Raw genomic sequence first — 26,174 nt, forward strand, 5'->3', positions numbered from 1 at the left:
CATACTTTTTCCTCTTTTGTCATTCGGGAAGGATCTAACCGGCAGAAAAGAGGAACGGAACACTTGTAATAGAAGGATTACTTGTTGAATGTAAAGAATAACTTTCTAAACAACACTGTGGCAGTTACTCTCAATTGGTTAGATCCTTCCACGATGACGGGAGTAAGTAGAAAAAATTGTTTTAAACTTATATTTCGGACATTCAAGTTTTCTAAACCTACCAGTTGGCCTATTTTAAATAAACGTATAGCAATTAGTAAATTCTAGCTGATATAATCAGAATAAACCAAAAGAGCTGAAAGATTTCTCCTTCAGCTCCTTTAATTAGAATGTATAATTTTAAATTCTACAAGTGAATTACTTCGTCGTAAGCAGCGGCAGTAGCTTCCATTATTGCTTCTGACATGGTAGGGTGCGGGTGTACTGATTTAATAATTTCGTGACCGGTTGTTTCCAGTTTCCGGGCTACAACTACTTCGGCAATCATTTCGGTTACGTTGGCCCCGATCATGTGCGCGCCCAGCCATTCGCCGTACTTGGCATCGAAAATTACTTTTACAAAACCTTCTTTCACCCCAGCGGCACTAGCTTTGCCCGATGCCGAAAAAGGGAATTTACCTACCTTAATGTCTAAACCTTGTTCGCGGGCTTGTTTTTCGGTTAAGCCTACCGATGCAATTTCGGGAGAGCAATACGTACAGCCCGGCAGGTTTTTATAGTTAAGCGGCTCCGGATGGTGACCGGCTATTTTCTCTACGCAAATAATACCTTCCGCGGAAGCAACGTGCGCCAGAGCGGGCCCCATTACAATATCGCCGATGGCATAAATGCCCGGTACGCTGGTGCGGTAGAATTCATCTACTACTACCCGGCCTTTTTCTACTTTTACGCCGGTTTCTTCTAAACCAATGCCCTCCAGGTTAGTAGCTACTCCAACCGCCGATAAAACTACATCGCAGGTAATTGTTTCTTCGCCTTTAGCCGTTTTAATTTTAACTACGCAGCCTTCGCCGCTGGTATCTACGGCTTCTACCGAAGAGTTGGTTAAAATATCAATACCCGATTTTTTGAAAGATTTTTCGAGTTGTTTGGATACTTCTTCGTCTTCTACGGGCACTACGTTCGGCATGTACTCTACAATGGTAACTTTGGTACCCATAGCATTATAAAAATACGCGAACTCTACGCCAATAGCACCGGAACCCACCACTACCATGGTTTTAGGTTGTTTTTCCAGCACCATGGCCTGGCGGTAGCCCACAATTTTTTTACCATCTATTGGCAAATTAGGCAACTCGCGCGAGCGGGCACCAGTAGCTAAAATAACATTTGGCGCTTCGTAGGTTTCTTTTTTACCATCGGCAGTAGTTACTTCTACTTTTTTGTTGCCCAGCACTTTGCCGAAACCAGCAATATGATCAATTTTATTTTTCCGGAATAAAAACTGAATACCTTTACTCATACCATTGGCTACGCCCCGACTACGGTTAATTACTGCCCCGAAATCAGCAGTAGCATCTCCTACGTTAATTCCGTAGTCCTGCGCATGCTTAATGTATTCAAAAACCTGAGCGCTCTTGAGCAAAGCCTTCGTGGGAATACAACCCCAGTTCAAGCAAATCCCACCCAGTTCTGCTCTTTCTACTACCCCTACTTTCAGGCCGAGTTGTGAGGCACGGATAGCGGCTACGTAACCACCTGGTCCGCTGCCAATTACTATCAAATCGTATGCTGATGCCATATTATTGGATTTATTTTCTTATTGAGTGCCGCAAAGTTAGGTTATAATCTGTATTTCCCAAATTGATATTTACCCGTTCAAAATCCGGGAAAAATGAAAAAATTTATAGGTAGTACTCTCTGTTTTCATGAACTCAGATGAAGTAAAAGGAGTACTGCTACTACGGAGGTATTGGTTAAGTAAATTCTGGAACGCTACAGTTGCTGGCACGAAAATTTCTTTTACTAAAAACAGGCTAAATAAAAAATTGTTGGCTTATATTTTGAATTCCTAACGTTTTATATGAAATACTTTTTAACTTTTTTTGTGGCTATTACCTTGCTTACGGCCTGTACCCAGCGTAATTATAAATCTTATACGCGTCAGGCCGCCACTAAATTCCAGGCAAAGGATTACCAGGGCGCAATAGAGGAATACAGCAAAGCCATTAACCTGAAATCGAACAATGCTGATTTATATAAACGCCGCGGCATAGCTCGCTACGAACTAAAAGATTACCCAAACGCTTTAACAGATTTAAACCAGGCTGCAGTTTTAAATAAATACGATGCCGAAACTTTTAAATTCCTGGGCGATGTGCAAATGCAACAGAATAATTTAAAGGAAGCTGTTGTAAGTTATACCCAAGCCATTACTCTTGATAACGAGTATGCAAACGCTTACAACAACCGGGGAATTTGTAAGGCAAAATTAAAAGATCATGCGGGGGCGGTAAACGATTACACCAAAGCCATTTTATTTAAACCAGATTACGCCGTTGCTTACCAAAACCGGGCAAATGCCAAGTTTCGGGTAAAAGCCTACCGCGAAGCCCTTGAAGATTATAACAAAGCCTTGAATTACGACAGCGACCTACCCGAAGCTTATTTTAACCGCGCCCTGATTAACAAAACTTTAAAGCAAAATCAGGATGCCTGCCGGGATTGGGCCAAAGCCGAAGAACTAGGCGTAGACAAAGCCGGCGACTACCGGAAGCGTTTTTGTAAGTAATTTAATTATTAGCAGTGCCTATCTGTAAATAAACGAGTATAAGAAATTTACTTTAGTAAAAAACAAAGGTGCCTTTAAGGCACCTTTGTTTTTTACTAAAGTACGATCCTATTTACTTTGTTAATAATATTCTTTTAACCAGGTTAGTACCTAATGCATTGAGCCGGTAAAAATAAATCCCTTTAGGTAACTTTTCCGCCTGGAATAACACTTCGTGAAATCCTGCATTTTGTGATCCATTCACCAAGGTTGTTACTTTATTACCAATAGCATTATAAATACTTAGTTCTACATTCCCGGCTTTAGGCAAATAAAATTGGATGGTAGCCGAAGCACTGGTCGGATTAGGGAAGGCTTTCGCTGTAATCTCATTTTTAAGCGGTAAACTCACTATTTGCTCAGGAGCTTTCTGATTATTTGTTGGTTGGATAATCTGTTTTGGATATTTTTTTCGCCGTAAAAGAGCATTCGTATTAATTTCAAATCGCTCTCCTCCTACTAAAGAATCTCTTTGATTATCGGTCCGGTATTGAGTTACATCAAAATGAAAGATACTATCATTCAATAATTTTTCTTTTACATCAAACAACACTTTAATGCCATAAACCTCTTGCGGGCTAAGTATTATATTTCCAATCCAAGCCGTAGGTTCAGAAAGGTAAATTTCGCCTCGGTTATTCACCTTTATACCCTCTCCTACTCTATCTCCTTCTAACCACTTTTTAAATAATTTCTCGCCTAAAGAAATTCTTACTACGCCAATAGCAGTAAATGGCAATTTTTCTTCTTTCGGAATGCTGAACACCAATTTGGTTCGTAAACGCTCTTGTTCCAGATAATTGCCAATGGCTACAGCGGCGGTTAAACCATCGCCGGCTGCTTCATCCACAACTGTAATATTTTTCCAGGCAATGTTGTTATTTTTCTTAACATTCAAGTTCAAATCGGTGTTTTCGGGGAAAGTCATACCGAAAGGTGCGGTAGTAGAAGTTTCGATGCGTGATAATAAACAGAAGTGAGAAAAATCGAGGCCGTAAGCACCACTGTAATCGGCCGGATTAGGCGGGTACCAAGGAAATTCCAGGATAGTTTCTCCGCTAGCTGCAATGGTACCAGTTGGCAGAGTAGCAATAGGGCTGCCCATTTGCAAACCACCCATTACAGCTCCTGTCCAGGGAGAGGGCCAGCTAAGCCCGGTAGACGCTTTTGCCCAATATAAATTTACGTTGCCGCTGCCGGAACTGGTACAACTCCGGTTTCTAACCCGAACGTATACATAGTTAGGAACGCCCAAAGCTGGATCCCGGTATTCCGGATTTTGGTGAACTTGGTTTGTCAAGCCATCGTTTTGTTTTCTAACCCAGATATCCTCGCTGCCCCACATAAACGAGGAAATATTGTTAGGTTCATTGCCGGTATCATCCGGGCGGTCTTTCGACCACAAGTCGCCCACTGGGCCACCTACACCTACCGCGTACCAGGCATTTGCCACCTGGTAAGATTCTGGAGAACAGGCCCCAAATAAATCTTCGGCTGCCTGAATAGTAGCATAGCGGGAGTCGATATACTGGTCCATACTGTTCATGTAATAAGTTAAGGCCTGATAAGAAATAGCGAGTGCATTATCCCGGCCAATGCCAGTTACATTATAGCTGTCACTAATATCGTTAGTACCAGTGCCGCCTTCGCTAAGTAAATAAAACCAGAAATTCTGTACTCCGGAGTTTGTATGTACGCCCCCGTGGTCTAGCACGCCGGAGTACCAGTTAGTTCCTAAATAAGTGTCAGGTTGATTTTTGTCATTCGGGTTAGACATAGAGCGTAATTTTCCGCCCGGAATCCACATATCTTCTCCAATATCATAATCGCCAGTACCACCTTGTCCGTAGTATTCCACTGCTGTACCAAAGATATCGCTGAAAGATTCGTTTAAAGCGCCGGATTCGTTAGAGTAAACCAAACCAGCGGTAAATTGAGTAAAGGCATGAGTTAATTCGTGCCCTACTACATCCAAGGATACAATAGCTCCGGTAGTTGCGCCACCGCCCCCATCTCCAAAATGCATGTCCATTGTTCCACTATCCCAAAAAGCATTATCCCGTCCTGCGGCATTGTCGTTTATAAAGGCATTAAGTACCGCATTGGCACCATCGTAGCTTTGCCGCCCGAAGGTACAATTATAATAATCATAGGTTTTTTCAAGGGCCCAATGTGCGCTGGCTCCTACCCCTGCCCAATTAGTAGTACTGTTGGTTAAATCTCCGGAAAGCAATGATCGGGTACGGATGGTTCCCCCCACATCGCCGCAGGCGCCATCGCTCCGGCAATTGTCAAATAAGCGATAATTACCCATAGCCGTAAGTTCAGTTTGAATGGATTGGTTACCATTGTACAAAGTAGCCGCAGTAGCATTTGTACAATCCTGGATAAGGCTAATTGTCTTGATTATTTCACCGGAATAGGCATCAACATACACTCGATTATGGCTAAATGGAACGGCGGCAAAAATATCCATTTTATAAGCTAACCGGTATTTAGTAGCAGCCAAATTAAGGTTTTTACCACTTTCTACATTTACGGGCGTAAACACTAAAGTAGGCTTCGGATATAATCTACGGTCTAATTGCCATTTGTAGCGTTTAGCATTAGTATACCGCAAAGCAAAGTCTATTGCTGCATCAGCGGGCATAGAATTTCCTATCTCGGCGTTTAATTTGGGAACTACCCGCCCGTTGGCGGTAGTTAGTTCTCCTCCTTTTTGGTGAACAATAAACTCTCCTCCTTCCACGGGTATTTGCTTGTAAACTTGCTGGAACCGGTAATGAATAAAACCTAACTTATCGCTGTCAGATTTTTGCAAAGTCATTACATCATTTTCAGTTAATCCAAATACCGTAGAATAGGTTTTAAACAACTCTTGTGGGGCTAATTGTACCCCTTCCTTAAATCTTAAAAAAGTATACCTGCTGGAAGGTTGCAGGAGTGGTGCCAGAACAGATTGATTAATATCATCTACCTGAGCCATAGCCGGACTTATTAGCCCTATCACACTAAGAACCAGTAATACTAAAAATTTATTTTTGCCGGCATAAACCCAAGCTAACTTATTAGGATAGCTCTTAAAAAGGAAGTGCCACCATTTTCTGCTGCTTTCAAGTTCCGAGCAGGGAACAAGTTTGTACATTTTCATGACATAAATCTTAAATGGTTTAAAATGATTTTGGAATACTAGCCGGCCGGGAGCATTCAAGAGTTGATTACCGCAATGAAGAAAGGTCAACAGGTGATACTGAAAAATTTAAAATAAACTCGTAAAAACCTGAGGCAGAAGTTTGGCCTTTATCTGAGACAGCCAGAAGAGTTTTTATTTATTCTGGTTTGTAGAAGTAAACAAGAAACTCTCGCAGAAACGTAATTAGTAAATTTTAAGATTGGATAAGATTTGAAGGTTTAGTAGAAACCAAGATAAACGGCTTTATCTAATAATTTATTAAGATCATCTCCTAATTAAGGCATCATACCTAAGCACAATTAGATCTACCGAAATCACTAATAATTAGTATTTTATAAGTTTAAAACAATATCTAAACGCCCTTCGATTTAATCTATAAAATACTGAAAAATAAGTATTGATTTAAGGTAGCAAACAGTTTATCTTTATTTAAATCAGAGCCCTTGGCACCAATAACAGGCAGCTTACTTAAATAATATTCCAAGTTTTATTACTCATCTAAAATTTACACGCTAAAATTTTAAGACCAAGACAATGGATATTCCAAAAAGTGCCAGTAAAACCCGCTACAACCGGGATAGTGACCGTTTATGGGAAGAAAGTCCCTCCTGCTCCGAATACCGGATAGAATATATAATTGCCTATAAAAGTAAATACCTGAATGCTTATAAAGAGCCGGTCTTTTATAAAAAGCAGGAAGAACCAAACCGGGTAGCTCCGAAGATCAGCTCCGATGGCCCAGGCTTTTTTCACGCCTATCCCGGAGGCTTAAATATTGATCCGCGAACAGGTGAAATTGATATTAACGATAGCGATGCCGGTGTGCGGTATACCGTAGAATTTTCGCCGTGCGGCCGGGATTGCGTTGCCCGCACCCACGTGGTAATTAGTGGTGTTGGTTACGAAGGAGGAATCTTTTCCTTAACAGAAACTCCTGCAGACGCACTTTTTATTAATCCATTTTACTTTGGCAGTACGAGTCCGGATGAAGAGATTCGTTCGGATAAAGTTCCGGCAAGGCCAGCGCCTTCCGGTGAATATGGTATAAATCCGGAGCCGAACCAGAAACCAACTGCCGACTTAATTGGGTTAATCCTGGACCCTAAGAGTGGAACTATTGACTTAAGAAAAACAATTGAATCCGGCGCTTTAGGATTCCGGCAAATCACAGATAACCCCAATGATAGATTCCCGCAAAATGGAGTAAGCAAAGATTTTACTATTTATTACCGGTTATTCAGCGGCCCGGGAAAAGAAGTACTAAATAAAACAAATGTTAGAATCCATTTCTTTGATGCGGAGGATGATATTCCGGAAGAATTAAAGGTACGGATGCGGCAACAGAGTAACTCTATTTTCCGGCAGAGTTTGCCTTTACCTTTGCTCTTGGGAATAGCTTTATCTTCTTTACCCGATACTTCCTGGGAAATTTTAACCACTTTGCTGACAGTGCTTTCTTCGTTTTTGTTTTTAATGGCCCGGGCAAAAGAAAGTAATAGCCCATTAATTCCGCCGGAAATTTGCATCAGAAGGTAAAGAGCGGAGTGGCTAGGGTAGGTAGTTTGTAGTATCTGTGTGTTGTTTTCTTTTTTAAGCTTATGCAAAAGTTATTAATGTCGATCTGGTCAATGACTGATTCTTCCGGTTTTATCAGCAGAACCAGTTCCAAAATTTCTTGAGAAAGTCTGGCTTGTGCAAAAATTCTACATAAATAATTGAATATGAATATGTTAATAGCAGTAAAACTAATTACTGTGGTTCTGTTTGCCGCATTTTACTTTTCTGCCGCAGAATGTTCAGCTCAAAAAGCAACTTACCAGCAGCAGGCGCAACAGTTATGCGATGAAGCTTACACCTTATTGTTTCTGCAAGGCAAGGATAGTTTAGCTTTGCTGAAGTATCAACAGGTAAAAGCTAATTATTTTAACAAACCTGCCGTTGACTCTAACCTGGTAGATGCCTGTTTTGGAATGGGCGTTATTTACCAGATAAGAAGAAATTTTACCCAGGCGATTAAACAGTATAAAGAATCCATTACGTACCAGCAAAAAATAACTCCCGAAAAAGATTCCAGCAACTTTTATCCTTATGTACTAATTGCCGAAAATTTTATTCATCTCAATTATTATGATTCAGCTTATACTTATTACAGAAATGCTGAACATTTACTAATCCGTTACCCTAACATTCCGCAGGCGCAACGCTTCTACAATGGTATGGGTAATCTCTATTACTTATTAGGCAATTACACCCAGAGCACCAATTATTACGAGAAAGTACTTAAAAACTTAAATCCGGACGGCAAGTCGTTTCAGCAATTAAATGAAAATGATGCTTACCGGTATATTATGTATAGTAATAATATTGCTACGGCCTACCGCAAACTTGGACTTTATCAACCAGCCATTCAAAATATAAAAGGTTTAATCCGGTATGGTATTCTGCCTAATTTATTATACCAGAATATTGCCGTTACCTATCTCCAATACAACCAGCTAGACAGCGCTATAACTTACCTGCAGAAAATCATCACCGATAAGACAAAGGGCGCTAGCCTGGATATTATTGGCGAGCAGATTGATTTATACAATAACTGGGGAACTGTTTACCTTAAAACTAAAAATTTTAATAAAGCTTTATTTAATTTCGATAAAGCTCAGCAAATAAGTATAGCGAACTATGGCTTTAAAAACGATGGTTTGGCCATTGCCTTCGCAGGAAAAGGACAAGTGTATGAGAAACTCAGAAATTATCCTTTAGCCTTGCAGCATTACCAATCGGCTCTGCAAGCACTGCATTTTACCTTTAATAACGCCAATGTTTATCAAAACCCGCCAGACTTTAACGGTACAGTTTCCTCCCTGCTGCTTTTTGAAGTATTAAAAAACAAAGCTGGTACGTTCCGACAATTTTATAACCAAACCCGGAAAACTTCTGATCTTGAAGCTTCTCTCCAAACGTATGAATTAGCTTTTCAATTGGCGGACCGAATTCGTAAAAGTTATGATTCGGATGAGGCTAAATTATTCTTTAACCGTACGGTAGCTCCCACCTACGAAGAAGCCATTGCCACCGCTTTTCACCTCTTTGAGCAAACCCAACAAAAAAGTTACCTTGAAACAGCTTTTGCCTTAGCCGAAGGAAGTAAAGCAGCTGTACTGGCAGAAAGTTTACGAAAGTTAGAGATTAAAAATATTTCGGGTATCAGCCCAAGGTTGAGGCAACAAGAAGCCGACTTAAAACGCAATAATGTCGCTCTCCAGGTGAAGCTGGTAGAAGACACCGTTAGTAATTTCCGAAGAGAAATGTACCGGGATCGTCTTCGGGAAAATGAAATTAAACTGGCGAAAATTGACAAAGAGTTCGAAAATAATAAACAATACTACCAACTCAAATACGATACGCAGCCAGTAAAAGTAAGCCCGATTCAGGAAAAACTAAGTAAACAAACAGCCATTGTTGAATACTTTATCGGGAAAAACAACTTATACGTTTTTGTTATTACATCGCAAAGTTTCGAAGCCAAACAACTTAACTCTACTAAAGCATTCCGGAAAAATTGGGCCATACTACATAAAGCTTTTTACCAACCGGAACCAACCTTTGGCTTACCGGAAAGTCAGGCTGCACACCAATTATATCAACAATTAATAGCCCCAGTAGCGGCTTCCTTAACCGGAAAGCAACGTTTAGTAATTATCCCGGACAAAGAACTTGGATATGTACCTTTCGAGGCTTTGATTTCTGATACCAACACCAATCATTATTTAATCCAGGATAAAATTATTAGTTACGCTTATTCAGGTAAGCTTTTACCCACCGGTTCCACCAATAAATTAGTTAATCAGGAAGCTTTGGTGCTGGCCATGGCTCCTTTCGGCGCGAAGAACCACGACACCAAAACAGCCCGGCGGGCCGGAATGTTTGCTTCTTTAGATGCTTCGGCCGACGAAGTGAATCAGATTGGTAACCAAGTATTCATTGGCCCAGATGCTACTAAAGCCCTATTTGAACGATTGGCTAGTAAATCTGATATTATTCACCTGGCCACGCACGCCAGCGTTAATAACCAAGAGACATTGCAATCTTTTATTGCTTTTTACCCAAGTGATTCGCTCAACAACTATCGACTTTACATTTCGGAAATTTACGATTTGAACTTAAGTAAGTTAAAATTGATAGTTTTGAGTGCCTGCGAAACGGGCAACGGCCAATTAGTACAAGGAGAAGGGATTATGAGTTTAGCCCGTGCTTTTAGGTACGCCGGCTGCCCCAGTACTGTAACTACCTTATGGCCGGCAGAAGATAAAGCCACAGCTTATATTACTACCCGGCTGCACGCTTATCTAAAAGCAGGAAAACCGAAAGATGAAGCCGTACAACTGGCAAAGCTTGATTGTTTAAAAAACCAAACCAATCCGCAGTTTCAATCGCCGGTTTATTGGGCAAATTTAATTTTTATCGGGGACGAAGCGCCTATCTATCAAACCACTAATTACGCTATAGTCGTTTGGATTGCGGGAAGTATGTTAGTCGTATTTTCAGTTTTATGGTTATTTTACAAACGAGGAATAATTCAAAAATCAACCACGAAAAACTCAGACACACCTCCCTCTTTAATCCCTTTAACCTAGATTTTGCTCTTAAGCAAATAGGGGCAAGGAGATAAAATTGCTGGTTAGCCTACCATTTTAAAATTTAACTTAAGGTGCGTTCGAGATAAGAACAGAATACAGCGTTATTCTTCTTTAAGTACGTCATCCTGCAAGGATCTAACCGGTTACCTACTGGTTAGATCCTTACAGGATGACTTAGATAGACAGGAAAAAACCTGAAAATAGAATTTTATCTTTCTTGCCAGCACTTTTAGTTATTCTTAGTGTAGATAAGTCCTTAACTCGAACTTACGTTAACTTAATGCGACTATAAATAAAAAGCAGGTTTTATTTAATACGCCAAATAAGGCCTGCTTCTTTCATTGCTTTGCAATTGGACTACTTTATTCGTCGGGCAACTTCTTAAACTTCCGTTTGCTCAAAATCTCTTTTGCTTTTTCTCGATAAATATTATCTGGCGCTTTGTTAGCGGCTACTTCTTTTAATACTTTTTTAGCCTCGGCATTATTTTCCACCTTAATGTAACTTAAGCCCAGGTACCATTTAGAGGGCGTTTCAAATTGCTTGTATTGCTGCAAGTAAGTCAGGTAAGTTTTAATAGCAGCTTCTGGTTTATTAGCGGCTAAGTAAGCATTGCCCAAATAAAACAAAGATTTTTCATCGTTTTCTTTCGCTAAAAACTGCTCAAACAATTGAATACTTAGGAGGTAGTCACCTGCTCTATAAGCTTCAATTGCCCCTGTTCTCTGGTCTGCTTCAATGGGTGCTCCTCTAAAGCGTGGTATTAGATAAGGTTCGTAGTAAGCTTGGTAAATAGCCTCAGGAGTGCTTTGTCGGGTAATTAGGTTGTTTATTGCTAAAATGCTGGTAATAATTAAAACAATACTGGCTGCTGCCATTAAGAAATACCTTTGGGTATTCATTTTTACAACCTTTACCTCCGTTTCCGGCTCTTCTGCTATTTCCAGATGAAAATTCTCGAATTGCTGTTGCCTTTGTTGCCGGCCTACCGTTTTTAAATTTCTCAAAATAGCTTGCTCTACTGCCACTTCTTTTTTAAAAGATTCATCAGTAGCTAACCGGCGTTTAAAATCAGTTAATGCTTCGCCTTGCAATTGCCCCAGCAGGTATTGCTCTACCAACTCGTCTTTGTCAAAATCATCCATCATAGGGTTAGAAAACTAGAAATAACCGGAAAAAGCATTTTTCAGGCGGTCTTTGCACCGGAATTTTTGCTGCTTGGCCACATTCACGCTTTTGTAGTTAAGCTTCGCGGCTAGTTGTTCCATGCTTAGTTTCTCGTAATAAAAACCTACCAGCAAACTTTTACAAGGTTCTCCTAAAGCATGAATGGCCCGAATAATCTGGCCATCGTCCGGCACTTTCACGTCTGTTTCTTCCGTTTCATCGGGTACATTCTGAACTTCAATGTAATCGTCCAAGTCTATAAACCGTTGTTTGCCTCTTAATTGGTACAGCCATTTATTACGGCAGATTGAATAAATATATGTTTCCAGTTTACAGGTAAGAACAAAGCTTTCGCTGGATACTTTTTCCAGAAAATCGAGCATGCTGTCCTGGTATAAATCTTTTGCCTCGGCGTAGCTGCCACTGTTTAACTTTACCATTTGCAAGATTTTGGGCCAGTTGGTCTGGTACACCTGGCGGATAGTATTTTCATCGCGATTTTTTAAATCCCGCAGAATAATCTCATCCGAATAAAGTTTTTTCAGCACTTCTGTTACCAATAAGCGATTACCCATAAGCATTACTGTAAGATATTAATACTTAACGGAATGAGAGCATACTTTAAAATTTTTATTTGTACTAAGAATGAATTGCAGAATATCGGCAAAGTCAACACTATTGAACAATAATTTTTCGGAAGGTGCCGCATTTATAAGCCAATACCGTATTTTTTATTCTTAGGTCTGTTGTAGTTGAAGTACACCGTTAAAAGAAGATCGTCAGGTAAAAGTGACTTTATCTCACAAATGTGTAGGTATATTTCACTAAGATGGTTCGCCCGCTCATGATGGGTAATTCCTGATCTAATCGATAGCGGTTCGTGTTGTTTCCCTGGTTCACCACCAGAAAAAGGTCTGTACCTTCGCGGGGATTATACCGGAAGCGAAAATTAGTGGAGATTAAATTGGCATCACTATTATACTGAATAAAGGCATCGGCCGATAATTTTACATTGAGGCTAACACTAGCTTTAAGCCGGGAAATAATTGCTTTGTACTCCTGCTGCCGGCTTGAAAATTTTACTTTATTCCACTGAATAAAACCGCTCAATCCAAAAAAACGGGATAAAGTCCAGGAAGGCACCACACCCACCGACACCCTTTGCCCGTCGTAAAAACTACCCGTCTCGAGTGAAATGCGGGTATTTACCATTTTAACCGATGGCGTCTGGTAAAAACCACTGAGGCTGTAGAAGTGGTAATTTCCTTGGAGAATGTAGGCTTGATCTGACAAGTAAAAGGTATCCGACAAACTCTCAAACGAATAAACAGTTTTGGCCTGAGCCGAGGCGTTAGACTTAAAACTTACGTCCCAGGTGGGAGCAACTTCTACCGATTGGGTGCTGCCATCATTGTTATTCAGGAACATATAACCGGTTACCCCCAATTGGTGGTTTAGTAAACGAGACTCCTTCTTCGGTATCCAGCCATAAAATACCCGATCACCAACGCGAGTATAGTTATTGCGAAACTCGAAGCCTAAGCCCGGATCATAATCTTCACCGGCCCGGGAATAGGTTAGGTTATATCCTAATCCTTTGATGGTCCGCCGCTCCCATTGTAATCGTACACGGCTGTTACTAAGCGCATCCGGGTTGCTATTGTTTTCCCGGTCAAATGTCTGGGCCCAGTTTACCTGTAGAAAATCCTGACCGATCACCCGAAAGATGCCATCTAAGCCGTAGGCAAGGTTATAAGAACCATCCATTCCCAGCCGCGAAGTAGTCATCAGGCCCACATAAGAGTTCTGGTTAATGACTTGCCTTCGCATGCGCAGAACTCCCATATTTTCTGCAGGTAAACTGGCAATATGCCGGGTTTGCATATTCATAAAACCAAGGTCCCATTTTCCTGCCCGGCCTACTAACCGGGCTCCAGCCAGAATGGGCACTTGCTCACCGTTGTGGAGACCAATTCGCCGGCTATAGAAAAGCTGATTGGGGTTGCCAAAATCAAAATCAAAAATACTGGCGCGTTCCTGAAAAAAGAGTCTTTTCTCGGGGAAAAACAACGAGAAACGAGTCAGGTTTATTTGCTGGTCATCAGCCTCTACCTGGGCAAAGTCAGTATTAAAGGTAAGATCAAGGGTTAGGTTACTGGTTAAACCATATTTCAAATCCAGACCGGCATTGTAGGTTGGTTTGTTGTTTTTCTGATAAGATTTTTTGGCCTGACTAAAACTATTTTGTTGTTCCAATCCCGATAAGAGGTAAGGAGTAACATAAAGAGGCTTTTTAGAGAAAAGTCCTTCAAATACTATTTCCTGGCTTTGGGAGGGTTTCCAGAAACTTTGTTCACCCCATTGATTGGATATACGAGGAAAAGTAATCATCTCATTTTTGCGGGAAATCCGGCGGACGAAAGTAAGGCCCATCACCACGCGCCCGTTCTGGTCTTGAAAACGGAGGGTCGAAAAAGGAATCCTAAACTCGGCCGACCATCCTTCCGCGTGGCGGGAAACGGCCACGTCCCAAAATGTATTCCAGGAGAAATTCACCCAACTCCCATCATTTCCCTGGGCATCCTTGGAAATAGCAAAGTCATAGCGGTTGCCGGTAGGAAGGGTAAAAAAGCTCAGGCAATTTTCCCGGTCCCTAAATGTATCCAGATTTATTCCAAACCAATCGGCGTTACCGGCACCATCATCGCGTTTAAAGGAATAACCTTGCACCCCTTTTGGATCGTCGTACATATTACCCGCCACATACAGGAAATTATTGTCATAAGCCATCCAAAACTCGGTACGCTCAGATGGATTGTCACCAACGGTGGGTATGTGCATAAATGCCGGAAAAGAGTTGATTGACTTCCAACCGGCTTCATCCATCACTCCGTCTAATTTAAATTCTCCGGCAAAACGGGAAATACCAATTGGTTTTTGCGCTAGCCCCATAAATGATAGGAGCATCCAGAAAAGAGTGCAAAAAAGCAGTCTCCAATTCATACTTTTGGCTGAAGTCAGTTACAATCCAAAATAGCATGCTTATTTTAATCAGGTGGAGAATCAAGGCTAGATTAAATCGTAGCTTTGTACCCATATTAATGTTAAAAAAAAGCCATGTATTTTAAATTGAGTACAAGGCTTTCATGTGTCTGATGGGGTGCGTTTAATTTATTTCTTGGATACCGCTTTGGCAAGTTTCGCCTTTCCCACGCGATGGAAGGTATCCTCCCATTCTTGTGTTTTTCCATCCGGAAAGGTTAATTTACCAGTAGAAACCATTTTATCTGGTTTTAAATCAGTAATGTTTATTTCTACCTTTTCTCCGTTTCCTACCGGGAAAGTAGCAATAATTGGAACAGGTATTATTTTATTACCTTCTCTGGTATAAGTTCCGACCATCGCCTCCTCCACATTACCGGCTTTCTTGGTAACCCACATGTAATGAGATGGGGTCATAATATGTAATGAGGTTAAACCTGTTACAGGTACCTTTTTGCCATCTTTCAGTTCATAATTCATAACCCGGTTCCAGGTACCTACTAAATCGGAATTCTGGTTAGCTGGTTCTGCTACCCGTTCATATACTTCATGCAATTCTCCTTTTTTGCCATCCGGTAAAATAATAAAACCATCCATATGAAACTTATCGCCTGCAACTTTAACCGTATAGTCGGTTTTACCCCAATCCAAAGCTTCTACATATTTATCTCCTTGCAAGGTATAGGCTCCTCCTTCTCCGCTGCCCTTCAAAGAGTCACTGTTGTAGGATACAAACATCCAGTGAGTAGGAGTAATAATTTTATATTGAGTTATCTTAGTAAGATCAGTTGTAAGGGTTTTGCCTTCTGGGTTTTTACCTGTCTGGGCAATCATCTTCCAGGTACCTACCAAGGAATTTGCCAGGTTAGTGGCTTGCATTTGAGCCAGTAACTGCCCGCTGCAAGCCAGAAGAAATAAGAAAAAATACAGTTTAGTTTTCATGACAGTAGAATTTTAGATATTAATTATTTTATTGATGCTGTTTTAGAGTTTACTTTTTCATATACATCCTCAAAAGTTCGTTTGCCGTTTTCGTCATTTACAATCCCGCTCCAATAAAGCTTATTTCCTTCCAGTCGCTGATTAATTTCTACCTTTAAGCTTTTTGGCGCCGGGAAGGAAAGCATTTCAAAATTGGGATAAAGCTTGTTTCCTTTCATCCGGTAGGTACCACCCATAGCATGTTCAAACTTATTGTCTTTATAACTAATGCGCATCCAGTGGGTAGGAGTAATGGTTTGAAACCGGATATGAGTAGCATTAGTATGGGAGGTTTTTTGCCCCTTAGCATCTACTTCTGCAGAAGTTAAATTATTCCAGGTACCAATAGCCGGATTGTTAGATTTATTTCCTTTTACCTTTTGAAATACTAACGCCTCACAAGCAGCTACTTTGCCATCCGGATAAGTAATAGTACCTGATTGAATAAATTTATCTCCTTCTAACTTGTAGGTAAAATTTGATTTGGTTTTATCTGTTCCTTCCTGCGAAAAGTAGATAGGCGTTTCGATGTATTTATTGCCTTCTACCTGAACAGTTCCCGCAATGGCTTTATCAAATATCAAAGAATCCCCCTGTTTCCTCTGAGTAATCAGGAAATAATAGGTTGGAGTGATAATTTTAATTTCTTTAAATACCGAACCATCACCAGAGATTTTAGAACCATCGCTATCTATACAATTTAGGGATATTACTTCCCAGGTGCCTACTAATGGATTTTGAGCAAAGAGATTCAAGGAAAAATAAACTAGAAGGACCAGTAAAAAGATTTTGGCTTTCATATCAGATTGGCTTAAAAGGTAAAAAGGCCTAAAAGTTTAGTGAATATACCAAGACAGGATTTTGCTTAATCTTTATAAGAATAAGATCAGTAGGTGGAGATTTTATCAGCCGTAATCATTTACTTAAAAAGTAATATAACAGCAAAAACAAATAATAATAGAATTAGCTCAGGATGAAGTAACCAAACTAGAATGTATAGTGAATGTAAGTAATTATTATAAGGATAACAATAAAATATTTAAGTTATTTTAGATATCTAAGTTTATCTTAATAACTTATATGCCTTCCTCATAAATATTGAGGTGGGGCTTACCTTACCATTTAAAAGCTTTTTCTTTCTAAGTTGAACATTCATTACATTTTCTTTTATTTGCACCTTTGTTTCCGTTTAAAACAAACATATTAAAACAGGAACAAACCAGTAACAAAAAACAGAAAAGTAACGGAAATCAAACAACTAACTAAAGCAATAACAAACCTAATAATTGGCTATTAAAGCTTCTTTTAGTTGTTGTTGATTGCTGATAATTTAATTATGAAATTACTCGAAGGAAAAACAGCATTAATTACGGGCGCCTCCAAAGGTATTGGTCGCGCCATTACGCAAAAGTTTGCGGAGATGGGAGCCCAAGTGGCTTTCACGTATTTATCGAGCGTTGAAAAAGGCCAAGCTCTGGAGCAGGAATTAGCAACCAACGGAGCAAAAGTAAAAGGTTACCGCTCCGATGCTTCTGTTTTTACCGAAGCCGAAAAACTGATTGAAAGCGTAGTAGCCGACTTCGGCCGTTTAGATATTTTAATTAACAACGCCGGAATTACTAAAGATGGTTTGCTCATGCGCATGACCGAAGAACAATGGGATGCCGTACTGAACGTAAATCTAAAATCGGTATTTAACCTGACCAAAGCGGCCACCAAAGTAATGATGCGCCAAAAATATGGTTCTATCGTAAACATGACCTCAGTGGTAGGTATAAAAGGGAATGCGGGTCAGGCTAACTATGCTGCTTCTAAAGCCGGTATTATTGGGTTTACTAAATCGGTGGCTTTAGAGTTAGGTTCGCGCAACATCCGGTGTAATGCCATTGCTCCCGGTTTTATCGAAACCGAAATGACCGGTGAATTGGGCGAGGCTGTAGTAGAAGAATGGAAAAAAGCTATTCCGTTAAAACGTGGCGGTTCGCCCGAAGATGTAGCCAACTGTGCCGTATTTTTAGGTTCGGATCAATCGGCTTATATTACCGGCCAGGTTCTGCAGGTAGATGGCGGCCTTCTGACTTAGGTTGCTTGCTGATTATTAGGTTGCGGATGTTTACTGGAAATTAAAAAACCAATAGTATGAAATTTTCTATAATTGTTTTATTAATGCTATTGTTAAACATCCGTGTCTCCGCTCAGAAAAATGACATGATTGTTCGTTTATCCGAAATAGAAATTAATTCGAATTCCCTGGAAGAATATAATAAAATTCTCCGGGAAGAAGCAGAAGCCTCCGTGCGCTTAGAACCGGGAGTTATTTCTATTTTTCCCATGTATGAGAAGGAAAATCCGAACCAAATTAGAATTTTAGAAATATACGCCAGCAAAGAAGCTTACGAGTCGCATTTAAAAACGCCTCATTTTCAGAAATATAAGACCAGCACGCTCAATATGGTAAAATCGCTTAAGCTGATTGATATGAAGGCAATAGATGCGGACACGATGAAAAAAATATTTTCTAAATTAAGCAATTAAGCAATTTACCTATCTAAACTTAGCTTAATTGCTTAATTTATTACAGTCGTTCACACTATACATTAATACCTGCGGCGGCTCATAGCTTTGCTGCCTCAGGTACCAAAACGTTATCTGTGGTTAGTTACTGGTTATTTTTGTTCGAAATAGTAATTATTTTTTATCTTACTAGTGAATTTTGAGCTTTATTATCAATTAAAACGTGTTTTATACGTTTAAGATAGTAAATTCATTACTTTTTGATACAAGTAACGAACAACGGATAACTAGCAAACTATTTTGAATCAATTTAAGCTCTCTCTTACCTACTCCCCTTGGCTAATTGTGGCTTGCCTGGCCTTGGGAGCAGCTTATGCCTGGTTGTTGTATTCTAAAACGGCAACCTGGCCTAAATCCATTAATTACACTTTGGCAGCACTCCGCTTTTTAGTAGTGTCGTTTCTGGCTTTTTTGCTGTTGGGGCCATTCGTGCGGGCTATTACCAATACCACCCAAAAACCAACCTTGGTACTGGCCATTGATAATTCAGAATCGGTAAAATTATTTACTCAACCGGCTTTACTTAACTCGCTCCTCGACCGGTTAGATAAATTAAAAGCTTCGCTAACTGATAAAGATTTGCAGGTAACCGTACGGACCTTAAATCGCGGAACAAAAATCAGCGGCAACCTGGAGAGCATTAACTTTAACCAGCCGGCCACCAATCTCGACCAAATGCTGGCCGGGGTTCAAGAAGAATACGAGAACCGCAATCTGGCGGGTGTAGTGTTGCTTTCTGATGGCATTATTAACCAAGGCAAATCACCGGCATTCTCCGATTATAATTTTCGGCTTTTTCCGGTAGCGGTAGGCGATACTATTCCGAAGAAGGATTTAAGTATACCGGCATTGTCTTATAATAAAGTAGCCTACAGCGGCAACCGTTTCCCGATTATTGCTGAAATTAATAATCAGGGCTTCTCCGGGCAAACTGCTACGGTAGTGCTGCGCGAAAACAATAAAATACTGGAACGGAAAACAGTTAAATTAACTAACAAACCAATAAGCAGCGTCGAATTTGCCGTTACGGCGGTACAACCGGGTAAAAAACACTACGAAGTTTTGCTCGAATCTAAGCCGGGAGAATTTACGAAAATCAACAACCTGAAACATGCTTACCTCGATATTGTAAAAGGAAAATTAAAAATTTTACTGGCCGCTGCCACGCCGCATCCCGATATTAAAGCTATAAAAAGCGCTATTGAAACAAACGAAAACTTTGAAACGGAGCTCTTTATTCCGGGTGTTTTTCCTTTGAATGCCTCCACTAAATATGATTTAGTTATTTTGCACCAGTTACCTTCCCGACTCGGAACGGGCAATGAGGTTTTAACACTGATTAAACAAAAGAAAATACCGGCCTTTTACATTATTGGAGCGCAAAGCGACCTGGCTAGCTTTAACCGCCAAAATGCCGGTCTGGAAATTACCCGTAAGAGTAACCAGGTGGACGAAGTAGTGCCCGTTTTTAACGTAAGTTTTACTAAATTTAAGATAGATGCTTCGGCGCCGGAACGCTTATCGAAATACCCGCCGGCCGAGGCTCCCTTTGCCGATATAAAACTGGCACCAAATGCCGAAATTATCTTATCGCAGCAGATTGGTAAATTAAAAACATCGCGACCCTTGTTAATTGCCCAGGTTTCCGGCGAAGCCCGTTCGGCTACCCTGCTTGCGGATGGTTCCTGGCAATGGCGACTCACGGAAGCGGCTAATTACGAAAAGCCCGATGTGTTCGATAAAATTATGGTAAGTACTGCCCAGTTACTTACTTCGGCCACCGATAAAAAACGACTGAATGTGTACCCAGTGCAAGACGAGTACCTGGTGCACGATGATATTCGGTTTGAAGCAGAAACGTATAATTCTATTTACGAAAAAATTTACGGGCAAAAAGTTACTTTGCGTTTAACCGACGAAAAAAATAAAAATCGCTCCTTTTCTTTTGTAAACGGCGAAGGGTTTTCGGGTTTAAACATTGGCAACTTGCCCGGTGGTGTGTACAAGTACGAAGCCTCGGCCGTATTAGACAACCGTCTTTACCGGGATAAAGGCGAGTTTGTAGTGCAGGACATTCAGTTAGAAGCGGTATCGTCACTGGCAAATTTAAACTTACTGCACCAGGCCGCGCAAAAAACCGATTCACGGGTATATTATGCTAATCAGATTGATCAGTTAGAAAAAGATATTCTCGAAGCCGATTTCAAAAACGTTATTTATTCTTCCGAAAACATTCAGGAATTAATTAACCTGAAATGGCTATTCTTCCTTATTCTGGGTTTGGTTAGCGTGGAGTGGCTTATCCGTAAATACAACGGCGCGATCTAAGTTTAAAGATTTACAAGTTTAACGAAGAACCCTGGCAAGTTTGGGTACTATACCCAAAAGTAAAAAGTTTTGCTATGGCTGACTTTGATGTTGTTCTTTGGAGCCTTTTCAAGCCTCCATTTTGTGGTGCTGATGCAGTTCAAGGGCCTAAGTTTGCCTCGTGGCCGGCGGGCCTCGTTTGGCTCTTCCGCCCTCGCTAGCCTTCCTTTCCTCGACTCCGTCGGCGGAATGCCTGCGGCACCGGAAGCCTAGCAGGTGCTCCACAGCCAAACTGGTGTTAGTCGCGAGTAGCCAAAGTCTTTCTTGTTTTTACAGACTTTTCCAATTAACAATGTAGTGATTACTAATTTTCTACAGCTGATGAGTTAAATTAAGTTACTATTTTTTACCACCCCTGCCCCTCCTAAAATAAAAGGGGAGCTTGCAGAACTTTATAAAATAACTGGAGGAGTTAATAAGTAGTAGTAATAGCCGGAGCTACAAGCAACAATTACCAGTTTGGCTGTGGAGGGCCTTTTAGCGTTCCGGTGCTGCGCAGCAGCATGGCGCAACGCAGTGAGCCAAGGTTCGCTAAACCGCCCTCCACAGCCAAACGAGGCCCGCTGGCCACGAGGCAAACTTGAAATATCAAACAAGTTAGCACCGCCGCCTGGAGACTTAAAAAGGCGCCCAGAAAACGCTTACTAGCAAGCAAAATATATCATAGCTTTTTGTTACAATTTTGGTACTATTACTTTTCGAAAATATCTGTACCTTAAGGGCTGCTAAAATTCACACCAGTTATGATTTCGTTACGAAACATTGAAAAATATTACTCTTCCGGTTTTTCGCGGGCTTACGTGCTTCGCCACATTAATTTAGAAGTACAAGAAGGCGAATTCATTTCCATTATGGGACCATCTGGTTCGGGCAAATCTACGCTGCTTAATATTATTGGTTTGCTGGAACAACCTTCCGACGGTGAATATTACTTCCTGGACCGGCCGGTTCATAAAATAAAAGATTCTGAGAAAAGTGAGCTGCATAAAAATTTTATAGGGTTTGTTTTCCAGAGTTATCATTTAATTGATGAACTCACCGTGTACGAAAACATTGAAACTCCGCTGCTCTACAAGAACATGAAATCATCCGAACGCAAATCGTTGGTGGCTGACATTCTGGATCGCTTTCAGATTGTAGGTAAAAAAGATTTGTTTCCGCACCAATTATCCGGTGGACAGCAGCAGTTGGTAGGCATTGCCCGAGCCGTAGTGGGTTCGCCTAAGTTAATTTTAGCCGATGAACCTACCGGTAATTTAAACTCCCGGCAAGGCGAAGAAATTATGGACCTTTTTCAACGGTTAAATCAGGATGGCACCACCATTATTCAGGTTACCCACTCCGAGAAAAACGCCACGTACGGTACCCGCACCTTACATTTGCTTGATGGCAAAATTGAAAGAAGCGAATAATCAGGCGGGCTGGGTCACCCGAATGGCCCGCCGCCATTTTATATAACCATCGGTCGCCAGAATTAAGAAGACAAAGTAAAGGCCGGCCAGCATATAAAGTTCTTTGTACAGGTAAATACCTACATACGCGGAGTCCACGACTAGCCACACAAGCCAGTTCTCAAGTTTTTTACGGGCCATCATCCAATAAGCTGCCAGACTCACCCCGGTAGTGGCCGAATCGGTATAAGATAAGTCGGCATTGGTAAAATGCGTTAGAAAAAAGCCCAATCCTAAGGTAAATACCACCGAAAAAACACTTAGCCAGAGCCATTGCAACGGCTGGGTACGGGTTACCGGTATTTCCGTTTGTACGCTATCCGGGTCCGGGTGCAGCCAGGCATACCAACCGTAGGCACTCGTAATAAAATAAAAAATATTTAAACCAACATCGGCGTATAAGCGGGCATCGAAGCAAACATAAATCAACATTAGGGTACTTACCATTCCAACGGGCCACGTCCAGATGTTTTCGCGAGCGGCCAACCATACTCCGGCCACACCAGTTACGGTACCTATAATTTCGTAAAGTGTCATTTATTTAAAAACCAAATCAATTATTCAGATTGCTTAAACGCCGGGATTCTTTATTGCGCGCCTGTTTTCGAACCAATATTAAAAAATTTAAGGCACTTGTTTCTGCGATTTACTAAAACCTACGTTTTAATTTTTTCTGGTAAAGTAAATCAGCCTGCTTACCAAGTATTCCTTTAAGTTGGTTCCAGCTTTCCGGTCAATGTTCTTCAGGTATAAAAGTCTTTCTTGGGCGGCAATTTGTTGTTGAAAAGAAGTATAACCTTGAATAAAGCGAGCGTCTTCGCTCGTGTTGCTCCTCGTCCGGCCTCTGGCCGCTAGCAATACTTATATTACTATGTTCTGAAGTTCATCGGTTTGCCCGGCCAGAGGCCTCCCAAATAGTAGACACGAGCGAAGACGCTCGCGCCAGCAATGACATTTTTAGAGCTTAATGGCCACTGGTTCGACCAGCAATGGCATTTTCACCGATTTGTTTTGTGGAAATTATATGCAAATCGATGCTGCGGGATAAATCAAAACATACTTCTTAAGACGGCCGAATGAAAGTTTGCAAATAAATAACGGGCATCTTTGCTGTAAATACGGGTTAATGGAAAAATAAATAACTCATTAAAATAGCTATAATTACCCCGGCTAAATCGGCAATTAGCCCGCAAGTAGCAGCATAACGGGTTTTGCGAATACCTACCGACCCAAAGTAAACGGCCAGAATATAAAAAGTGGTTTCGGTACCACCCTGAATGGTACAAGCCACTCGCCCTACAAACGAATCAGCTCCGTAGGTTTTCATTACGTCCAGCATCAGACCCCGAGCCCCGCTACCGCTTAATGGTTTCATGAAAGCGACGGGTAAAGCCGGTACAAATTCAGTATTAAAACCTAACTGCGCAAAAACCCAGGCAATGGCGCTCACCAGCATTTCCAGAGCGCCCGAGGCCCGAAAAACGCCAATGGCTACCAAAATAGCTACCAGGTAAGGAATAATACTAATGGCTACCTGAAAACCTTCTTTCGCGCCTTCAATAAAGGCATCGTACACGTTAATTCTTTTAATCAGGGCTAATCCAATAAATGCTACAAAAATGCTGAACAAAATAAAATTACTGGCTACCCGGGAAATAACGGAAATTTGTTCCTGCGAAATAGTAGAGAAGTAATAAATCAGGCCGCCTAAAAGAATGCTAATAGTACCCAGATAAGCGAAAATCACCCGGTCTAACAAATTAATGCGTTGGTAAATTGCTACTATTATTAACCCAACCAAGGCCCCTAGAAAAGTAGTAATTAGCGCCGGCAAAAAAATATCCGAGGGGTCTTTCGCGCCCATTTGCGCCCGGAATACCATAACGCTAATGGGAATAATGGTGAGACCGGCCGTATTTAAAACCAGAAACATAATCTGCGGATTGCTGGCCGTATCTTTCACGGGATTTAATTCCTGTAATTCTTTCATAGCTTTTAAGCCCATGGGCGTGGCGGCATTATCTAACCCGAGCATAGTGGCGGAAAAATTCATGAGAATAGAACCAAATACCGGATGGTTTTTAGGTAATTCCGGAAACAAGCGGTTAAAGAAAGGCCCAACTAAACGGGCAAATACCGAGATAATACCTGCATTTTCGCCTATCTTCATTAAACCTAAAAACAAGGTCATTACTCCAGTTAATCCCAAAGAAATCTCGAAGCCCGTTTTTGCCATGTCGAACATACTGGTTACTAAGGCGGCAAAAATCTCGGTATCCTGGAAAAAAATTAATTTAAAGAGGGCAATAGCAAATGCAATCAGGAAAAAAGCAATCCAAAGGTAATTTAAAACCATAAAGCAGGCAATCCGGTCAGACTTACAGAATACGAGCCAATATACATCTTATGCTTTACATCTTACTTACAATAGTAAAAGTTTGTATAAGGGTGATTTGTTAGGCAGAGTACTAAAGTAAAAAAATTAAAACGAGAGAAGCTTTGTCTTTTTTTCAGCTAATTGCAGATACTGTAATTAGCTAGTGCCGCTAGCTATTCTTAAAATACACCTTAAAATACGAGAATGATCTTACGTTTACCTCCATTCAAGAATCCATTTAGTAAATTCTATTACCAGCCATTAACCTTAAATTGTATTTTTTTACTTTATTTTCTGGCCTGTTCTTGTCAAACATCAAAACCAACAACTACTCCTACCCCAACACCAACAACTGCGGCTTTACCACCAAAATTTACTTATAAACAGCTACAAACGCAATTAGAACAATCGCCGGTATTTGCCCAAAACTTTACCGGTTTTGCCTTGTACGATCTAGATTCCAGTAAAATGGTAATAGCGCATAACGCCGACAAGTATTTTACCCCGGCCTCTAACACTAAAATTTTAACTTTTTACGCGGGCCTTAAAATATTAAAGGATTCTATTCCGGCTTTCCGGTATACCATTCAGCACGATTCGTTGGTTTTCTGGGGCACTGGTGACCCTACTTTGCTGCATCCGGATTTACTAAATCAGCGAGCCTGGCAATTTTTGAAAAACCGGCCCGAAAAATTATTTTTCTCCGCTTCAAATTTTGCCACTATTCCCCTCGGACCTGGTTGGGCCTGGGATGATTACAATGATTATTACTCCACCGAACGTTCTCCGCTACCGGTCTACGGCAACATTGTCCGGTTTACCGGTAAGCCAGGCACAACCAAAGCCTTGGTAAATCCGCGGTATTTTAAAGCGCAGGTAAAAACTGATTTAAATTTTAATGCCTCTAACAAGCTGGTAGGGCGGGAATACGACACGAATAAATTTACCTTTTACCCGAAAAACATTAAAAAAAAATTTGAGGTAGATGTTCCCTTTAAGCAAACGCCGGAGCTTACTATTAAACTACTGAGCGATACACTCCAGCGCCCCGTGAAACTGGTAAAAAAACGTATGCTTCGGCCAACCCAAACTTTTTACGCGAATCCGGTTGATTCTTTGTATAAGCGCATGATGGTAGAAAGCGACAATATGTTTGCCGAGCATTTATTATTGCTGTGCGCCGCTACCGTCTTCGATTCCCTCAATACTACTTTAATTATTAACCACGTAAAGAAATCGTATCTCTCCGATTTACCCGATTTACCTAATTGGGTAGATGGTTCCGGTTTGTCGAGGTTTAACTTAATTACGCCGCGCGACCTGGTGGTCGTTTGGCAAAAGATTTACCAGGAAGTTCCCCGTAATCGCTTATTTTCTTTGTTGCCGGTAGGAGGTAAAAGTGGAACCCTCAAAGACAATTATAAAGCCGATGTTCCTTTTGTATTTGGTAAAACAGGTTCGCTAAGTAATAATTACAGCCAAAGTGGTTTTATTATTACTAAAAGCGGCAAAACCTACATCTTCGCCTTCATGAACAATAATTTTACGAAACCTACAGCCGAAATACGTCAGGAAATGGAACGCTTAGTTACGGCCATCCACCTGAATTTTTAAG

At 40.9% G+C, this 26,174-nt stretch carries 17 protein-coding genes; 8 read left to right on the forward strand and 9 right to left on the reverse strand.

What is annotated here, in order from left to right; translation table 11 throughout:
- Positions 1–346 precede the first annotated feature (346 nt).
- Positions 347–1,741, reverse strand: a complete 1,395-nt coding sequence (lpdA, locus tag HUW48_RS18970) for a dihydrolipoyl dehydrogenase (protein WP_182412437.1) — start codon at positions 1,739–1,741, stop codon at positions 347–349.
- 282 nt (positions 1,742–2,023) lie between these two features.
- On the opposite strand from lpdA, the gene HUW48_RS18975 reads away from it, so the two are divergent.
- The gene (locus HUW48_RS18975) at positions 2,024–2,731 is read left to right on the forward strand and encodes a tetratricopeptide repeat protein (protein WP_182412438.1); all 708 of its coding nucleotides are present in this window, start codon (positions 2,024–2,026) and stop codon (positions 2,729–2,731) included.
- 112 nt (positions 2,732–2,843) lie between these two features.
- On the opposite strand, the gene HUW48_RS18980 is transcribed toward HUW48_RS18975, so the two are convergent.
- Positions 2,844–5,921, reverse strand: coding sequence for a M4 family metallopeptidase (locus tag HUW48_RS18980; RefSeq protein ID WP_182412439.1), 3,078 nt, complete (start codon positions 5,919–5,921; stop codon positions 2,844–2,846).
- A gap of 576 nt (positions 5,922–6,497) precedes the next feature.
- Between HUW48_RS18980 and HUW48_RS18985 the strand changes: the two genes are divergently transcribed.
- On the forward strand, positions 6,498–7,499 hold the full coding sequence (locus HUW48_RS18985; protein ID WP_182412440.1) for a hypothetical protein: 1,002 nt from the start codon (positions 6,498–6,500) through the stop codon (positions 7,497–7,499).
- 185 nt (positions 7,500–7,684) lie between these two features.
- Complete coding sequence (locus HUW48_RS18990; RefSeq protein ID WP_182412441.1) at positions 7,685–10,597, forward strand: CHAT domain-containing protein; 2,913 nt, start codon at positions 7,685–7,687, stop codon at positions 10,595–10,597.
- A 365-nt stretch (positions 10,598–10,962) separates the two neighbouring features.
- Here HUW48_RS18990 and HUW48_RS18995 read toward each other — a convergent pair whose 3' ends face one another.
- The 5 genes from HUW48_RS18995 to HUW48_RS19015 form a co-directional block, all read right to left on the reverse strand.
- Positions 10,963–11,748 (reverse strand): tol-pal system YbgF family protein, encoded by a 786-nt coding sequence (locus tag HUW48_RS18995; protein ID WP_182412442.1) that lies wholly within the window; start codon positions 11,746–11,748, stop codon positions 10,963–10,965.
- A gap of 12 nt (positions 11,749–11,760) precedes the next feature.
- On the reverse strand, positions 11,761–12,342 hold the full coding sequence (locus tag HUW48_RS19000) for an RNA polymerase sigma factor (protein ID WP_182412443.1): 582 nt from the start codon (positions 12,340–12,342) through the stop codon (positions 11,761–11,763).
- Positions 12,343–12,562: 220 nt separating this feature from the next.
- On the reverse strand, positions 12,563–14,770 hold the full coding sequence (locus HUW48_RS19005; RefSeq protein WP_182412444.1) for a DUF5916 domain-containing protein: 2,208 nt from the start codon (positions 14,768–14,770) through the stop codon (positions 12,563–12,565).
- A gap of 168 nt (positions 14,771–14,938) precedes the next feature.
- Entirely contained in the window at positions 14,939–15,751 is an 813-nt protein-coding gene (locus HUW48_RS19010; protein WP_182412445.1) for a hypothetical protein, read from the reverse strand.
- Positions 15,752–15,774: 23 nt separating this feature from the next.
- On the reverse strand, positions 15,775–16,590 hold the full coding sequence (locus tag HUW48_RS19015; protein WP_182412446.1) for a hypothetical protein: 816 nt from the start codon (positions 16,588–16,590) through the stop codon (positions 15,775–15,777).
- A 536-nt stretch (positions 16,591–17,126) separates the two neighbouring features.
- Between HUW48_RS19015 and fabG the strand changes: the two genes are divergently transcribed.
- The 4 genes from fabG (at position 17,127) to HUW48_RS19035 (ending at position 22,143) form a co-directional block, all read left to right on the forward strand.
- On the forward strand, positions 17,127–17,873 hold the full coding sequence (fabG, locus tag HUW48_RS19020) for a 3-oxoacyl-[acyl-carrier-protein] reductase (protein WP_182412447.1): 747 nt from the start codon (positions 17,127–17,129) through the stop codon (positions 17,871–17,873).
- Between the two features lie 56 nt (positions 17,874–17,929).
- Positions 17,930–18,325, forward strand: coding sequence for a putative quinol monooxygenase (locus HUW48_RS19025; RefSeq protein ID WP_246343548.1), 396 nt, complete (start codon positions 17,930–17,932; stop codon positions 18,323–18,325).
- Positions 18,326–18,604: 279 nt separating this feature from the next.
- On the forward strand, positions 18,605–20,692 hold the full coding sequence (locus tag HUW48_RS19030; protein WP_182412448.1) for a VWA domain-containing protein: 2,088 nt from the start codon (positions 18,605–18,607) through the stop codon (positions 20,690–20,692).
- Positions 20,693–21,474: 782 nt separating this feature from the next.
- The gene (locus tag HUW48_RS19035; RefSeq protein ID WP_182412449.1) at positions 21,475–22,143 is read left to right on the forward strand and encodes an ABC transporter ATP-binding protein; all 669 of its coding nucleotides are present in this window, start codon (positions 21,475–21,477) and stop codon (positions 22,141–22,143) included.
- On the opposite strand, the gene pnuC is transcribed toward HUW48_RS19035, so the two are convergent.
- Positions 22,144–22,719 (reverse strand): nicotinamide riboside transporter PnuC, encoded by a 576-nt coding sequence (pnuC, locus tag HUW48_RS19040; protein ID WP_182412450.1) that lies wholly within the window; start codon positions 22,717–22,719, stop codon positions 22,144–22,146.
- A 586-nt stretch (positions 22,720–23,305) separates the two neighbouring features.
- Complete coding sequence (locus tag HUW48_RS19045; RefSeq protein WP_182412451.1) at positions 23,306–24,538, reverse strand: nucleoside recognition domain-containing protein; 1,233 nt, start codon at positions 24,536–24,538, stop codon at positions 23,306–23,308.
- 225 nt (positions 24,539–24,763) lie between these two features.
- On the opposite strand from HUW48_RS19045, the gene HUW48_RS19050 reads away from it, so the two are divergent.
- Entirely contained in the window at positions 24,764–26,173 is a 1,410-nt protein-coding gene (locus tag HUW48_RS19050) for a D-alanyl-D-alanine carboxypeptidase/D-alanyl-D-alanine-endopeptidase (RefSeq protein ID WP_182412452.1), read from the forward strand.
- Position 26,174 lies beyond the last annotated feature (1 nt).

This window comes from Adhaeribacter radiodurans (genome assembly GCF_014075995.1).
In the GTDB taxonomy this organism is placed as follows: Bacteria; Bacteroidota; Bacteroidia; order Cytophagales; family Hymenobacteraceae; genus Adhaeribacter; species Adhaeribacter radiodurans.

Bases quoted from the DNA above. Each gene is read 5' to 3' on its own strand.
- lpdA (WP_182412437.1), bottom strand. From the start codon at position 1,741: ATGGCATCAGCATACGATTTGATAGTAATTGGCAGCGGACCAGGTGGT.
- HUW48_RS18975 (WP_182412438.1), top strand. From the start codon at position 2,024: ATGAAATACTTTTTAACTTTTTTTGTGGCTATTACCTTGCTTACGGCC.
- HUW48_RS18980 (WP_182412439.1), bottom strand. From the start codon at position 5,921: ATGAAAATGTACAAACTTGTTCCCTGCTCGGAACTTGAAAGCAGCAGA.
- HUW48_RS18985 (WP_182412440.1), top strand. From the start codon at position 6,498: ATGGATATTCCAAAAAGTGCCAGTAAAACCCGCTACAACCGGGATAGT.
- HUW48_RS18990 (WP_182412441.1), top strand. From the start codon at position 7,685: ATGAATATGTTAATAGCAGTAAAACTAATTACTGTGGTTCTGTTTGCC.
- HUW48_RS18995 (WP_182412442.1), bottom strand. From the start codon at position 11,748: ATGATGGATGATTTTGACAAAGACGAGTTGGTAGAGCAATACCTGCTG.
- HUW48_RS19000 (WP_182412443.1), bottom strand. From the start codon at position 12,342: ATGGGTAATCGCTTATTGGTAACAGAAGTGCTGAAAAAACTTTATTCG.
- HUW48_RS19005 (WP_182412444.1), bottom strand. From the start codon at position 14,770: ATGAATTGGAGACTGCTTTTTTGCACTCTTTTCTGGATGCTCCTATCA.
- HUW48_RS19010 (WP_182412445.1), bottom strand. From the start codon at position 15,751: ATGAAAACTAAACTGTATTTTTTCTTATTTCTTCTGGCTTGCAGCGGG.
- HUW48_RS19015 (WP_182412446.1), bottom strand. From the start codon at position 16,590: ATGAAAGCCAAAATCTTTTTACTGGTCCTTCTAGTTTATTTTTCCTTG.
- fabG (WP_182412447.1), top strand. From the start codon at position 17,127: ATGAAATTACTCGAAGGAAAAACAGCATTAATTACGGGCGCCTCCAAA.
- HUW48_RS19025 (WP_246343548.1), top strand. From the start codon at position 17,930: ATGAAATTTTCTATAATTGTTTTATTAATGCTATTGTTAAACATCCGT.
- HUW48_RS19035 (WP_182412449.1), top strand. From the start codon at position 21,475: ATGATTTCGTTACGAAACATTGAAAAATATTACTCTTCCGGTTTTTCG.
- pnuC (WP_182412450.1), bottom strand. From the start codon at position 22,719: ATGACACTTTACGAAATTATAGGTACCGTAACTGGTGTGGCCGGAGTA.
- HUW48_RS19045 (WP_182412451.1), bottom strand. From the start codon at position 24,538: ATGGTTTTAAATTACCTTTGGATTGCTTTTTTCCTGATTGCATTTGCT.
- HUW48_RS19050 (WP_182412452.1), top strand. From the start codon at position 24,764: ATGATCTTACGTTTACCTCCATTCAAGAATCCATTTAGTAAATTCTAT.